General features: G+C 66.1%; 10 protein-coding genes and 1 tRNA gene. 5 read left to right on the top strand and 6 right to left on the bottom strand.

Annotation, left to right across the window (positions count from 1 at the left end):
• The coding region (locus NHL51_RS12470) for a choice-of-anchor G family protein (RefSeq protein ID WP_434144238.1) at positions 1-2,148 on the bottom strand (2,148 nt) is incomplete at its 3' end.
• 561 nt (positions 2,149-2,709) lie between these two features.
• On the opposite strand from NHL51_RS12470, the gene NHL51_RS12475 reads away from it, so the two are divergent.
• A complete protein-coding gene (locus NHL51_RS12475) occupies positions 2,710-5,010 on the top strand; it encodes a helix-turn-helix transcriptional regulator (protein WP_434144239.1) in 2,301 nt (766 codons plus the stop codon).
• 104 nt (positions 5,011-5,114) lie between these two features.
• Positions 5,115-5,205: transfer RNA gene (locus tag NHL51_RS12480), tRNA-Ser, on the top strand.
• 120 nt (positions 5,206-5,325) lie between these two features.
• Here the strand turns inward: NHL51_RS12480 and NHL51_RS12485 are convergent.
• Entirely contained in the window at positions 5,326-6,429 is a 1,104-nt protein-coding gene (locus NHL51_RS12485; RefSeq protein WP_434144241.1) for an IS1249 family transposase, read from the bottom strand.
• Between the two features lie 151 nt (positions 6,430-6,580).
• Complete coding sequence (locus tag NHL51_RS12490; RefSeq protein WP_434144243.1) at positions 6,581-7,066, bottom strand: DUF421 domain-containing protein; 486 nt, start codon at positions 7,064-7,066, stop codon at positions 6,581-6,583.
• Positions 7,067-7,239: 173 nt separating this feature from the next.
• On the opposite strand from NHL51_RS12490, the gene NHL51_RS12495 reads away from it, so the two are divergent.
• From NHL51_RS12495 to NHL51_RS12505, 3 genes are all read left to right on the top strand, one after another.
• Positions 7,240-7,722 (top strand): ferritin-like domain-containing protein, encoded by a 483-nt coding sequence (locus NHL51_RS12495; RefSeq protein WP_434144244.1) that lies wholly within the window; start codon positions 7,240-7,242, stop codon positions 7,720-7,722.
• A 309-nt stretch (positions 7,723-8,031) separates the two neighbouring features.
• On the top strand, positions 8,032-9,261 hold the full coding sequence (locus NHL51_RS12500; protein WP_434144246.1) for an MFS transporter: 1,230 nt from the start codon (positions 8,032-8,034) through the stop codon (positions 9,259-9,261).
• A 94-nt stretch (positions 9,262-9,355) separates the two neighbouring features.
• Positions 9,356-10,420, top strand: coding sequence for a pirin family protein (locus tag NHL51_RS12505; protein ID WP_434144247.1), 1,065 nt, complete (start codon positions 9,356-9,358; stop codon positions 10,418-10,420).
• 217 nt (positions 10,421-10,637) lie between these two features.
• Here NHL51_RS12505 and NHL51_RS12510 read toward each other — a convergent pair whose 3' ends face one another.
• The 3 genes from NHL51_RS12510 to NHL51_RS12520 all read right to left on the bottom strand — a co-directional run bounded on the left by NHL51_RS12510 (position 10,638) and on the right by NHL51_RS12520 (position 14,517).
• Positions 10,638-11,573: a sugar ABC transporter permease gene (locus NHL51_RS12510; protein WP_434144249.1), complete on the bottom strand. Its 936-nt coding sequence runs from the start codon at positions 11,571-11,573 to the stop codon at positions 10,638-10,640.
• A 1-nt stretch (position 11,574) separates the two neighbouring features.
• On the bottom strand, positions 11,575-13,071 hold the full coding sequence (locus tag NHL51_RS12515; protein WP_434144251.1) for an ABC transporter permease subunit: 1,497 nt from the start codon (positions 13,069-13,071) through the stop codon (positions 11,575-11,577).
• A 198-nt stretch (positions 13,072-13,269) separates the two neighbouring features.
• Positions 13,270-14,517, bottom strand: coding sequence for a sugar ABC transporter substrate-binding protein (locus tag NHL51_RS12520; RefSeq protein WP_434144253.1), 1,248 nt, complete (start codon positions 14,515-14,517; stop codon positions 13,270-13,272).
• Positions 14,518-14,627: the final 110 nt, after the last annotated feature.

A 14,627-nucleotide genomic window follows, 5' to 3' on the forward strand; every position in this document is an offset into this window, starting at 1 on the left:
AGCCGAAGCAGCCGTCGACGCATCCGGATCAGCAGCAGCCTCAGCCGCAGCATTCGCCGTCACATCCGCCGCAGCCGAAGCCGTCGACGTCGCATCCGCGAGAGCCGCAGCCTGCGCCGCGACCTGAGCCGAAGCATTGCTGTCATCGTCCGCGTTCGCCGAAGCAGCAGCCGAAGCCGACGCATTCGTGTTCGCATCAGCGCCGGTATCCGCGGCCTCGACTACAGTCGTCGCCGAAGCAGAACGCCCGCTAGTCGCACCGTCAGCCTTGAAGACTGCGTTTCCGGGCGCGTAGTCCGCAGGGACAGTCCAACCGAAACTGAACTCTCCATCCTCATTTGCAACCACATCGTCCCAAACGTCGCCGTTGGGAAGAGTGACAGTGACTGTCTCGCCCGGAGTGAAGCCCGAGCCGCTCACGGTCACGGTCTCTCCCTGCTTCACCGGGTTCGGCGTCGCGGTGAGCTCTGCGACCGGGTCCTCGGCCATGACAGTCGCCGAACCGATCTGCACAGGGATCGCGCTTCCGGTACCCGCCTGCGGCAGCACGTTCAGGCTCAGCGCCCGCACGGTGAAGCTGCCATCGCCCAGATCTCCGCCGGCTTCCTCGAACGGAGTAGCGGTGGGCTGCTCGTTGATGCGGAGCTGCACCAACTTGCTCAGGATCGGTTCGAGAGCGTTATCCATGAGATCGGTGACGAGCGGCTGCAGCGCGCTCATGAGCAGCGGCTGGACCTGTGCGACAACGTTCTCGACGAGGGGCTTCACCAGGCCGCCGATATCGCCAACCAAATCAGTGAGCAGGTCAGTGACGGGCTGTACCACAGAACCCACCGGGATACCGGCTACCTTGATCTTGCTGACGTCGACTGTTGCGTTGCCTTCGATGAACTCCCCCAGGGTGCCCTTCACCGTGACCGGTGCGTCGGCCAGGTTGATAACGCCAATCACATTGATGGCCAGGCTGAGATCGACGTTGAGTTCGACATCATAGATCCCGGTGGTCACGAGGTTCACGACCTTGGTGACGAGCGAATTCTCGCCGGGGCCGATCAGCGCGTCAGACACGCCGTCGAGAATGGCGTTGATCACGGTATCGCTGAGCACCTCGGTGTTCGCCGGCAGGGAGTTGAGATCAGCGGCGCCCGTGCTGTCCACCAGGACCTGGCCGAGCTTGACGTTGATCGTGCCGTCGGCGAGGTTCACCGAAATACTGCCTTCGGCGTTCTCGAGCGGAGCCTGCAGCAGCGCCGCACGAATTTCATCAGTCAGCGATTCTGTATTGACGGAGAGTTCATTCAGCGTCGCGCTCGTGTTGAGCACGAACGGAACATCCAACGCATCGATGCCTGACAGCACACCGCTGACCAGCGACTCAACTGCGCCGCCCGTACCGACCAGGCCTTCGACACCGCTGAACAGCTCGCCGAGCACGCCGTCGACCGTGCCGGTCAGCCCGCCCACGAGCGGGCTGCTGACATCGACGTTGAGGTCGGCGACCATGTACTCGCTCGAGATCTCGCCGTCGGCCTTCTCCGCACGAGCGCCGAGCGCACCGACCTCGATGCGCGCCTGGTCGATCAGGTTGTCCACCGCCTCCTGGCCGATCAGCTGGGCCAGCAATGCCGACAGATCGACGTGGGCAGATTCGAGTTCACCGTCGGGGTTCGCCTCGAGGTCGAGCGCGCCATCATCGGTGATGAGGCCTGATGCGGCCACGGAGTTGAGGTCGTCAGGAGACGACGCATAGCTCGAGATCAGCCCGAGCTCGCCGAGGGAGAGCAGTCCCTGCGAGTTCGGGTCGTCAGGGTTCTTCAGCAGCGGCAGGGTGACATTGCCGAGGTTCAGATCGAGAGCGCCCAGAAGGGTGGCGTCGATCTCGCTCTGTTCGGGTCCGACCTGATCGGGCGCGTACGACAATGCTGTGGCAGTGCCGAGAAGATCGAGCCCCAGCAGATTGGTGTAGAGCCCGTGACCGTGCGCGGCCGAGACCGTGCCGTCAGGCAGTTGGTCGGCCTGGTTGTCGGCCGAGGCCATGAGCGGCGCCGTGAGTACGCCGGCGGCGAGCGCTGTGACCGCCGCTGTTCCGAGCGCGAGTGGACGCAGACTGCGTCTGCGCTTCCTCACGTTGTGCGTGTTCGTTTCCAAGAGACTCCCCAATTGTCATCCCGCGAGTAGGTCTATCCGCGTACCCCTGCCCCATCTGTTCGCCCGTGAAGGTGCACAGCTGCCACAGAGATACCCGTACAGAAGACTCTCAGCAAAGAGAGACTGCGTCCACGGAAATGCGTACCTCGCACATGAAGGCCTCGAGATACTCATTCACAATCGAATTGCTACTGATAATCCAGTGATCGACTACGCAGAGAGATGCTCTGCGGGACACGCCCCGAGCACCGGAGACACGAGTCCGAAGCCTGCGTAAACGGTCAAGAATGCCTATTCTGGGATCACGTCGGGGCTCAAAGCTCTGATTCCAGTTGTCTGGACGAGCTCGGGGGGATGCTCATGCAGGGGGGAAGCACGTCGAATGCGAAACGGCTTGTTCACACGGTTCTCGGCACGGTCGATACGCAACGATCGGTGGTGCTCAGCGGACCGACGGGAAGCGGTAAGACGTACGCCCTGCGGGCGCTCTCAGTAGCCCTGTCGAAGCGCGACATCGCACACTGCTATATCGATGCGCTGGATCGCCGGGCATCGGAGGCATTGGATGATGCACCGCCGCGCGCGCTGCTGCTCCTCGACGACTACGTCGCCGCACCACCGGAGCTGCTGCGCGCGGCCGAGCGCAGACTGGCCGCGGGCGCCGCACTCGTCGGCAGCCTCACCGAGGCTTCGGGCGCTGATGCTCCCCTCTCCGGCATCGGGGGCATCGGGCTCGACGCCCCCGCGCTGCAACGCAGCCTCGACGATGCCCGCACGGTGCGGCTCGACCCCTATTCCGAAGACGAGATCGCCCGGCTCGTGCACGTGCACTCGGGCGCCTCCATCGATGCGGTCACGGCCGAAGCGATCGGCAGGCTCTCGTGGGGACGCCCCGGGTGGGCGCTCGACCTCATGAAGCTGCAGGCTGCGGGATCCCTGGAGCTCGTGCCGCGACCCCGCATCGGCCGGCTGCACATCGAGCACATGCGCCTCGCATCGCTGAAAGAGGCGGCCGACCTCGCGACGCGGCACCTCGATGCCGCGGGCATCGCCGCCGCTATCGTGCTCGCCGAGACCGGCGCGCGCAGCCGCAGCGGCGTCGCCGACCTCATCGGCGACGAAGCCGCCGCTCGGCTCGAGAAGGCGGGCATCCTGCTCTCCGTACCCGGCCCGGGCTCGCTCGTCGGGGTGCCGAGCCTGTACGCCGCAGCCCTCGAGCGGCTCGCCGACTCCGAGCAGCTCGCACGCACCCGCCTCGCAGTCGCCGACCATCTGCTCGCCCAGGAGTACTACGGCATCCCGCTGCCCGACCAGGAGGCCATCTTCTGCAGTCGGGTGCTGCACCAGCGCTCCGCAGCGGCGACCGACGCCGCCGGCACCGTGCCCCAGTCGCAGCACCCGCAGTTCTTCCACCGTGTCATCGGCGACCTCGTCTCGTTCGGCGAGGGCGCCCAGGCGCGCGACATCCTGCTGCGTCTCGGGCAGAACGGGCCCGGGCTCTCCGCCCTCGAGCGCGCCCGCCTCACCACGGTGCTGCGCGATGCCCACACCGGTCTCAAGGCGATCCTGACCGCCGAGCCGCCGCGGGCCAACTCAGACCTGCCGTCGCTCGATGCGAGCCACCGCTTCGCGCTGCTGCTGCTCCGCGCACGGCTCACCGCGGAGTCCGGCATCCCGCACGAGTGCGACCCCGACATCGGGCCCGACGACGAGGCGTGGCTCGATGCGCAGCTCGTCGCGCACCGCTGGAACGACACCGAGCCGCTCGGTGCCGACATTCCGGCCCTGCTGCGCATCGCCCGCGGCCATCGGCTCCCCGAGGTCTCCCTGCTCGCCGAGCAGCTGATCACCTTCGAGGCGTCGTTCTTCGGGCTGCGCTACCGGAAGTTCGCCGGGAGCCGCGTCGAGCAGCGCATCGCTCAGCTCGCCGTGGGCGCGAACGATAGTTCGCGCGACGCGCTCGAGACCGCGACCGTCGCACGCAGCATGACCCGGCTCTTCTCGGCGATGTTCGCGGCGCCCGACGGCGGAACGACCGAACTCACCGCGATGCTGCCCGGCCAGTCGCGCCACCGCATCTGGCTCACGCACCTGCACGCATCGCATACGGCGGTCATGTGCGGTGCCGGCGCACGTGCGTTGCAGGAGTGGGATCAGTTCGCCGGCCGCGTGCCCCGCTTCCTGCCCTGGCGACTGCATACCGTGATCGAGCAGTCGGGCCGCATCCCGGCGCAGGAGGTCGCGCCGGCCCCCGTCACCGGGCAGCTGAGCCCGCTCTTCCAGTACTGCGTCGGCCTGCTCGACGAGACCGCCGCAGACCGGCTCGGCGCTCCCCTCGATGAGTACGCCCGGTACAGCGGCATCCGCATCGACGCCGCCGAGTTCGAGGAGGCGCCCGACCGCCCGGCCATCCGCCGGCACCTCGACGCGGTGCGCGACCAGAACCCCGCCGCGCTCATCCGCGCCGGCGAGGAGCTCGTGAGCCACGGCTTCTGGGCCCCTGGCCTGCACGCCTACCGCGAAGCGAGGCGCATCTACCTGCGCCGACGCGCCAGCGGCAGCGTGGCGAGCACCGACGAGCGCATCACGGCGCTCGAAGCGAAGATCTCGGCCGCGGTGCCATGGTTCGACGCCTGCACCCCGAGCACCGGTCAGCGCGAGCGCCTCACCCCGCGCGAGACGGCGGCCGCCAAGCTCGCCGCGACCGGCCTCAGCAATCGGGCGATCGCCGAGGAGATGCGCTGCAGCGTGCGCACCGTCGAGTCGCACATCGCGCAGGCGCGCGCAAAGCTCGGTCTTGCCACGCGCGACCAGCTGAAGGATCGCTTCGCCGATGAGACCAGCGGGCCCTCGGGGCGCTGACGTCCGCCGAAGCGGCACCGATGCGGCACTGATCCGGCAGCAACACGCCCGGCGATTTCCCCTCGATTCGCGTAACCCCCTCGTCATGTCGTATTCTTTTTCGCGGTGACGTGTCCGAGCGGCCGAAGGTGCAACACTCGAAATGTTGTGTAGGGTAACCCCCTACCGTGGGTTCAAATCCCACCGTCACCGCCACCGAAACCCCCGCTTGATCCCTTGAAACGACAGGGATCGCGGGGGTTTCCTCGTTCCTGCCGAACGCTCCGCGGCAACCACGGGTTACCGGCCAAAAAGAGTGGATGGCGTCGGGTGTGTTCATCCCCGACCTGCCCATCCGGCCCGCTTCCAGAGCCCGTCGGCTGCTTGGAGGCCAGTGTCGTAGAGTGCTGGCTTGTGCGGAGTTTCCGGCGCTCTCGGGGATGGTTTCTTCGGGACGGGTGCCGCGGTAGTGAGGGCTTCTCCGAGAGGGAGCTCTTGCAGGGTGAGGAACCATTCGGCGGCGCGTCTGCGGTGTTCCTCGTTCATGCCGCGATGCCGTTTCAGCACGTCCCGCAGTAGCGCGTTCACTCCGCCCTCGAGGGGTGAAGTCGTTCTCGGGTTCCCGTAGACGACGTAGGTGAAGAGGAGATCCTTCCTGACGACGTTCTGAACGAGGAGCCAGGCTTTGCGGAGTCGATCGTGGGTGTACCCGAATTCCCCGTTGCGCAGCAGGGTGCGCTCCCGAGTGAGGTATCCGAAGGTGCGCCACCATTCATCGAGGCGTTGCTGCCATACGATCGCGTCGTCCTCGTCTTGTACGTCGCTGAGCTGGGTGACGAGTCGACGCAGTGCTCGGCCAGCTGTGGTGCGGGGGTTTCTCGTGAGGTGCCGGGTGATGTTGAGTTGTAGGTGGAAGATGCAGCGTTGATGTTTCGTGTGGGGCCAGACTTGTCGGAGTGCGGAGGGGAGTCCGCTGCCGCCGTCCGAGACGAGGATTCCGGGTGCGGGGATCTGTTCGAGGAGGGCGGTCCAAGCGGCGCTGGTTTCCCCGCCGGACCATTGCCAGGCGAGGACGTGGCCGGTGTCGGAGAACGCGATGAGGAGGCACCAGGTCCCGATCCAAATCCCGTCGACCATGACGGCGTGGAAGACCGTGTCGCAGGGCGGTAGGGCTGGTTGGAGGTCCCAGCACCAGGCGGTTCGGCGACGGAACGAGCGGCCGGTGCGGGTGCCGTCGATCTCCGTTTGGGAGTGTTTCCCGGTGAGCCAGGTAACGAACTCGCGGAGCTGCTCACGCTGGGTGAGGTCAAGGCGTTTACGGGTACTCGAGGCGCCGCAGTTGCGGCATCTCCAACGTTGTGTGCCCGAGGGGTGTTTCCCGTTCTTGACGAGTTTGGTTCCGCATAGCACGCAGGTGGTCGTGTTGAGGGGGTTGGGCACAGTTAAGGGTGCCGGGGTAAGACGGGTGCGGGTTTACGGCGTGGTTATGCGGCTAGAACGAGTTTCCATCCACTATTTCTGGCCGGTAACCCGCAACCACCTGGCAACAGGACTGGTCTCGGCCGGCCGGAGGCGATCCGCGCCGTAGCGCTCAGCCGCCGGGGCGTTCGATCACGCTGATGGTGCCATTGGGCTCCACGAAGGCGCGGTAGACCCGGGCGATGTCGTCGATGCCCTGCTGGCGCAGCGCCGAATCGATCTCGGAGCGGGTGAGGAGCTCGCGGCGCGCGGTGCGCAGGTCGAGCACTCCTTCGACGATCAGTGGGCGCACGGCGGGCTTCACCAGCCGCGAAGCCCAGTGCCATCGGTACGATGCGACATCGAGCGCGATGCTCCACAGCAGAATCGTGACGACCACGACGATGCTGTCGGCGATCGAGTGCGCCTCGCCGCCGATGCCGATGCTCGCGGCCTCCGAAATCACGAGCACCAGAATGAGGTCCGCCATGTTCAGCTCCCCCGACTCGCGCCGGCCCGCGACCCGCATCAACACGAAAACGGCGAGATACAGCACCGTGCCGCGCAGCACGAGCTCGAGCACCGAGGTGCTCGGCAGGAACACCGTCTCCCAATCCATCCCCTGCCCCTTCCGTTCGGCCGCGTCTCCGGGTCTCGCCGCGGCCGACCGCCGGGCGCACGTCGACTTTCAGCCTGCCCAGAACTGCGACGACAAATCAACCCCCTGGAAACAGGGTGCGACCCTCAGCACACTGATGGAGCGTTCCGCAACGCGCAATCGAAAGGAATGACATGGCACAGCAGAAGCTCACGACTCCGGAAGAGCTCTTCCACTATCAGGTGCGCAGCGCGCTGAAGATGGAGGACGGATCGCTCGAAGCGCTCGGCCAGCTGCACGACGCAGCCCGAGACAGCAAGATCAAGAAACTCTTCTCGCACCATGCCGACGAGACCCGCGAACAGATCTCGAAGCTCGAGCAGGTGTTCGCGCTGCTGGGCACCGACGCGACTCGGGCGCCATCGCCGGCATCGACCGGAATCAAGAATCAGGCCGAAGCCCTGCTCGACAAGTCGGATGCGACGCTCCACAACCAGGTCGCGCTGATGAGCGCGCTCGGCAACGAGCACTTCGAGATCGCCACGTACTCCGGGCTCATACTGCACGCCGAGAAGCTCGACCTCGCAGATGCCGCGACCCTGTTGCAGGAGAACCTCGATCAGGAGACCCACACGAGCGAAGAGCTGAAGGCAGCCCTGCAGGAGCTCCTCGCGTAGCGCTCGATCGCCCCGCGGGGCCTCACCGCCGCGCCCAGGTGGAGGGGCCCCGCGCGCAGGTCACGGTTCGGTCTCCGTCGCCTCTTCGACTTGCGCTCACCAGTGTTCCGGGAGAGAGTGGTCGCAGCGAGTGTTCAAAGGCGAACATTCGCTCTCACCTCTCGCTTCCTCTCTCGTGTCGGCTGCGCCGCGTGCACCTGCGATCCCGTCCGGCGCGCACCAGAGGCCTGACGCACCCGCCGATCGGGATATGGTGATGCGGTGACCGCATTCGAACCGCCGAGGGAAGATCCGCGCCGATTCTCTGCAATGCGCAATCGCAGCTCGGCCCTGTACATCTCGGGCGGATCGCTGTCGATGATGGCCGACAACATCGAGCACGTGCTCGCCTACTGGGTACTCTGGCAGGTGTTCCACGAGCCGTGGCTCGTGGGCTTCCAGATCGTCAGCCACTGGCTGCCGTTCCTGCTCTTCTCGGTCTACGCGGGCGCCCTCGCCGAACGCTTCGACTGCCGCCGGCTGATCCAGATCTCGCAGGGCCTCTTCATGTTCGTCTCGGTGTGCTGGGGCGTGCTCTTCCTCACCGGCACCCTCGAGCTCTGGCACGCCTGCGTGCTGCTCGTGCTGCACGGCATCGCCGGCTGCCTGTGGATGCCCGCCGAGCAGATGATGCTCTACGACTTCGTCGGCCCCGCCCAGCTGCCGAGCGCGGTGCGCCTGAACGCGACGTTCCGCAGTCTCGCGTTCGTGGCGGGCCCCGCCATCGGCTCCCTGCTGCTGCTCGGCATCGGACCCGGGTACGGCATGTTCGCGAACGTGCTCTTCTACCTGCCGCTCACCATATTCCTCGCACGCACCCGGTTCACCGGGCACGGCCGCGAGAAGCCCCGCGAGGTCGCGGAGCGGCGCGTCACCGTCATCTCGGCATTCAGCGTTCTGGCCGAACTGCGGGGGCACCGGACGATTCTCGCCATGTTCATGCTCACCGCCCTCAACGCGCTCACAGTCGCGGCGGTCATGCAGAACACGATGCCCGAGTTCGCCGAGATTCTCGGCGCGGGCTCGGCTGGACTCGCCTACGGAGTGTTGCTGTTCGCGAACGGTGCGGGCGGTGTGGTCGGCGGATTCCTGCTCGAAGCGACGCGCAAAGTGCCGGCGACAGCGCCGACGGCCGTCGTCAGCGCGGTGCTGCTCGGGGCCGTGACGGTCGCCTTCGCGGCGAGCGGGTCGTATCTCATCGCCGTCGTCGCGCTCTTCATCGGCGGCCTCTCGAAGATCACCGCCGAGTCGACCGAGATGAGCATCGTGCAGCTCGAGGCGCCGCGAGGCCTGCGCGGCCGGGTCATCGGCGCCTACTCCATGTTCGCCCAGGGGATGATGACCTTCAGCGGCGTCACGATCGCGCTCCTCGGTGCGGCCGTCGGCATCCCGCAGGCGGTCGTCGTCAGCGGTGCCGCGCTCTGCATCGGCGCGCTGCTCGTCGCCGGCTACCTGTACCGGCCACGGCGGAGCGACGGTCGCGCCGCCTCCGCATCCTGAGCGACGCGACCGGCACGACTTGTGCGGGCGCGGCCGGCGCGCGAAGCTGGTACAGCGCGCACCGTTCGCGCAGCGATCCCTGCAGGAGGCGACCATGAGCAACCCGGACCCCGCGCCCAGCGAGACCATCTGCACGGCGCATCCGGGCGACCCCGCCTCCCCCGCGGCGATCGAGATCATCGCCCCCCGCGACGTGCCGCTCGGCGGCCTGCGCGCCATGAACGTGCGCCGCACGCTGCCGCAGCGCGCCCGCTCGCTCATCGGCGCCTGGTGCTTCCTCGACCACTACGGGCCCGACGACGTCGCGGCGACCGGCGGCATGAACGTGCCCGCGCACCCGCACACGGGTCTGCAGACCGCGAGCTGGCTCTTCTCCGGCGAGATCGAGCACCGCGACAGCGCCGGCTACCACGCCTTCGTGCGCCCGGGCGAACTGAACCTCATGACCGCGGGCGACGGCATCAGCCACTCCGAGCGCTCGACGCGAGGCACCACCGTGCTGCACGGTGCGCAGCTCTGGATCGCTCTGCCCGAGAGCGCCCGGCACGGCGAGAAGACGTTCGAGCACTACGCGCCGCCCGTGCTCGAAGGGCCGGGCTGGGTCGCCCAGGTCTTCCTCGGTACCGCCCTCGGCCACACCTCGCCCGTCGCGACCTTCACACCGCTGCTCGGCGCCGAAGTCTCGCTCGAAGCCGGTGCGACCCTCGATTTCGCCCTCGACCCCGCGTTCGAGCACGGCGTGCTCGTCGATACCGGCGAGATCACGGCGACGCTCGACGGCCGCGGAGCGCCGACCGAGGTGGCCAAGGATTCCCTCGCCTATCTCTCGACCGGGGCGGCGTCGTTGCGGCTCGAAGCGGGCGCCGCCGGCGCGCGCCTGCTCGTGCTCGGCGGCGAGCCGTTCCCCGAGCAGATCGTGATGTGGTGGAACTTCATCGGCCGCGACCACGACGAGGTCATGCGTGCGCGCGCCCAGTGGCAGGCCGAGATCGCCGCCACGGGCGTCGCCGACGTATCCGAGGATGCGCTGCAGCGACCCGCCGCGGCAGCGCAGGCGCCCGTCGGGGTTTCGCGCTTCGGGCTGCCCGACGACGAGCCTGAACCGCCGCTGCCCGCCCCGGCGACGCCGCTGGCGCGGCTCAGGCCTCGGACGCAGTAGCGGAGACGCGCCCGGCCCATTCGGCGAGCGCGATGCCCTCGCGCTCGATCGCCTTCGCGGGGCCCGCGGCGTCAACGTCGTGCACGACGAGGCACGGCGAACCGACTTCATCTGCGCGCTGTTCGTCGCCGGCTATCTGTAGCGCCCATGAGCTCGATAGCGGCGGCGACTGGGCCGCCGGAACACCGCCTCCGTTTCGGTGCGCATACGATGACCGTCACTTCACGCTGCCCGCGATGAGGCCTCCGGCGAGATATTTCTGAGACAGGAGGAAGAATGCCATCACCGGAAGCGCTGCGAGGATCGCGCCCGCGGAGAAGATGCCCCAGTTCTGCGATTGGAAGCCGGAGACGAGCTGGAAGAGACCGATGGCGACCGTTTGCGACTCGAGATCGGGCAGAATCACGCTCGCTATCGCATATTCGCCGATAGTGCTGATGAAGACGAGCAGGCCGACGACGATAAGCACCGGCCTGATCAGGGGCAGCATGATCGTGAAGAAGATTCGCGCGTGGCCGGCGCCATCGATGCGTGCCGCCTCGTCGATTGCGCGCGGAACCGTATTGAAGAACCCGTACATGAGAAAGATATTGACGCCGAGAGCTCCGCCGAGATACACCATGATGAGACCGGCATGCGTGCCGAGCCCGACTGCGGGGAAGACATCGCTGATCTGGATCATGAGCAGAAAGATAGCCGTGATGGCGAGCAACTGAGGGAACATCTGGATGACGAGCAAGGCACCGAGACCGACACGGCGACCTCTGAAGCGCATGCGCGAGAACGAATATGCTCCGAGAGCGCACAGCAGTACGGTGAGCAGACTCGTCACCGTCGCCACGAGGAGCGAGTTGAGGTACCAGGTCCCGTACGGCACGCTCGGGTCGCTGAAGAGCCGGCTGTAGTTTCTGAACGAGATCGAGGAGAAGAGTTCGTTCGAACCGGTCAGCGTGCCCACGGGATTGAGCGAGGCGGAAACGATGTAGAGCAGCGGAAGAAGCGCGAACGCGATCGCGGCCCAGGCGACGAGATGCCGCCAGCCGGTATCTGCGAACCGGCCGGCGAACGTGCGGCGCCGGCGCGGAGCAGGAGGGACCGCGTCTCCTCGGAGCAGGATTGCGCGAGTCGTCGCAGCGTCTGGGATTTCGGTCATATCAGGTCAGCTCCTCGAGGGACTTCGTGCGCCGGAAGCTCACGATCGCAACTATCGTGACGATGATGAAGATGAGTATCGACAGTGCGGATGCGAGGCCGAGGTCCCTGCCTCCTCCGCCGCCGAAGGCCACCTTGTACACCATGGTGATCATGATGTCGGTCGCTCCGATGTCCAGGGTCGTGTCCGTGAATCTCGGGCTTCCCCTGGTGAGCATGTAGATCACGCCGAAGTTATTGAAGTTGAAGGCGAATGTCGAGATCAATAGCGGCGCGACCGCGACGAGCAGGAGCGGGAGTTTGATCGCTCTGAAGATCCGCCACGAACTCGCGCCGTCCACCTTCGCAGCCTCGACGACGTCTTCGGGCAGCGACTGCAGCGCCCCCGTGCACACGAGGAACATGTACCCGTAGCCGAGCCACATGTTGACGAGCAGCACGCTGAGGCGCGCGAGCATCGGATCGGTCAACCATGGGATATGTGCACCGCCGAGCAGTACTTCATTGATGAAGCCGAACTGCTCGTTGAGCATACCGGCCCATACGAGTCCCGTCAGGTAGGCCGGGAAAGCATACGGAAGGATCACGAGAACTCGGTAGAGCTTTCGCCCGCGTAGCGTCGGATGGTTGAGGACGATCGCGAGCAGGAGGCCGAGGGCGAAGACGAGGAACGTGGATCCGGCAGCGAAGACGAAGGTCCATACCGTGACACGCAGCAGCGGATCGCGGATCTGCGGGTCGCTGAAGGCGTAGGCGAAGTTATCCGCTCCGACGACGACGCGCCATCCGGGCGTGAGCGATTCCCCCTCCGCAGACCGGAACATGCCGCGGCTATCGTCTTCATAGACGATGCCCGTCTCGTTGTCGATGAACGTGTCGGTCGTCTCGTCGTAGACGAGGTTCGAGGTGAAGACATAGGCGTTCTGCCCATCGGAGGTGCGCAACGTGCCGTCGTTGACATCGGGTGAAACAGGCACCCTCAGTGCGAGAATCTCGTCCTGCTGCTTGATGACATCGCCGAGCTGCAGTTCGCTCCAACCATCCGGCGCGGCTTTCACAGGTTCGAGCGGGTCGTCGGAGGTGCCGAACGCGAGTCCGCCATCCGGCTCCGCGACGAGCAGCCCGAATTCATCGCCCTGCTTGAAGACCTGCACGGTATATGCGGGCGAGTCGGGGAGACGCGCCTGAGAGGTGCTCACGATCTGCGCGATCGCATCGTCCTTGGTGCTGTTGTGCGCATCGCCCGCGTTCGTGAAGGCGATGAGCCCGGTATAAGCGATGACGAAGATCTGGAACACCGCAAGGAAGAAGAGTCCCGGGGTGAGGTACTTGCCCGGAAGCAACCCGGGTTTCAGATAGATGACGTTGACGAGGGCGACAGCGACGACGACCACGGCCAGTGATACCCATTGCTCGCCGGCGATGAGCAGATAGACCGCGAGCACCGCAACGGCGTCGATGATTCCGAGCAGCACGATCTTCGTCAGCAGCGCGACCATGGCTCCTGATGCACGGCTATGTCGTACGGAAGACGTCCCCCTTCGGGGTCGCGGGTTCGGTCGACGCCGTCCAGCGTCTGCGGGGGCTTCAATCATCGACTTGCACTTCCTCGTCGCGTCGCTCAATTATCTCTCGGAGGCCGCCGCAACGCCGCGGAGCGTCTGCACTGCCCGCCCGCGACGTTGCGACCGACACGCTCAATCCGCGAGTTTCGCCTCGATGTTCGAGGCCATCTTCGCCCAGATCTCGGCCGGGTCTCCGCCCTCGCCCTTGATGATCTGCAGCTCCGCATTGCCCCAATCGCTCCATACCGCTCCCATCTCCGGGATCGCAGGCATCGGGACTCCGGCCTGACCGATCTCGCCGAGCGCCGCGACATCCGGGTCGTCGGCAGCAGCGCGCTCGTAGGCCGAAATGAGCGCTGGGGGGCGCCCACCCAGATCGTAGAGGGCCAACTGCGCGTCTTCATCGCTCAGATAGTTGACTATGAAGTTGGTAGCGGCGAGAGTGTTCGTCGATTTGCTGGAGAGGAAGAAGGCATTGACGCCGATGAACGGCTTCGCTTCCTGACCGCCGGCCGAGGGCAGCGGGTCGATCGCATACTCGATGCCCGCCTCCTTGATCGCGGGAATGTTCCAGGGGCCGGTCAGATAGTAGGGCGATTCGCCCGCGATGAAGAACTCGCGCGCGCGATCCCCGTCGATGTTCGCGTTGAAGACGCCCGAACCGTTGGCCCCCTGCGTCGCGAGCCACCGGGCGAAGTCGGTGCCGGCCTCGTCGCCGATGACCAGCTTCGAAGCATCGTACGAACCATCGTCGTTCTGCGCGAAGACCGCGGCACCGAACGAAGTCTGCAGCGGGTACATGTGGTAGGGGTCGCCCTGCTCGGGGGAGAGCCCGACGAGCATCCGATACTTCGTGCCGGCCGCCTCGGCTGCTGCGATGACATCATCGTAGGTCGTCTTCGCGTCGGAGACGAGAGCCGTATTGCGCACGAGCGCGACGTTCTCGATGGAGTACGGCATGCCGTAGACCTTGCCGTCGTATGTCACCGCCTGGACCGAGGCATCGGCGAGCTCGCTCGAAACCTCGCCGAGTTCGATCGGGGCGACGACGCCCGCTGCGACATACGCGCCGAGTTTATCGTGCGGACTCACGATCACATCGGGGCCCTTCCCCGTCGGTACCTGACTGATGAAATCCTGATCGACGGTTTCGAAATCCTTGGTCACGATCTTCACGGGAACGCCGGTGTCCTCGGTGAAGCCCTTCGCGACGGTGTCGAGCGCGGGCTTGCGCTCGATATCGACCCAGACCGTGATCGGCGTGCCATCACCATCCGCCTGACCGTCGCTCGACCCTTCGTTCGCCGAACATCCCGTGAGCGCGATGGCGCCGGTGATCATGACGCCCAGGGCGATCCTTGCTGCGGTTCTCACCTTCATCGGTGCACCTCTTCTGAGTGGTTGGAGTGCGATCGGCCCGGAGCGGCCTGCTCGTCACAGACTTGCAAATGCAAGCGCTTACACAATTGCATGATCGCACGACATTCGCA

This window comes from Leucobacter sp. gxy201, from assembly GCF_051043335.1.
In the GTDB taxonomy this organism is placed as follows: domain Bacteria; phylum Actinomycetota; class Actinomycetes; order Actinomycetales; family Microbacteriaceae; genus Leucobacter.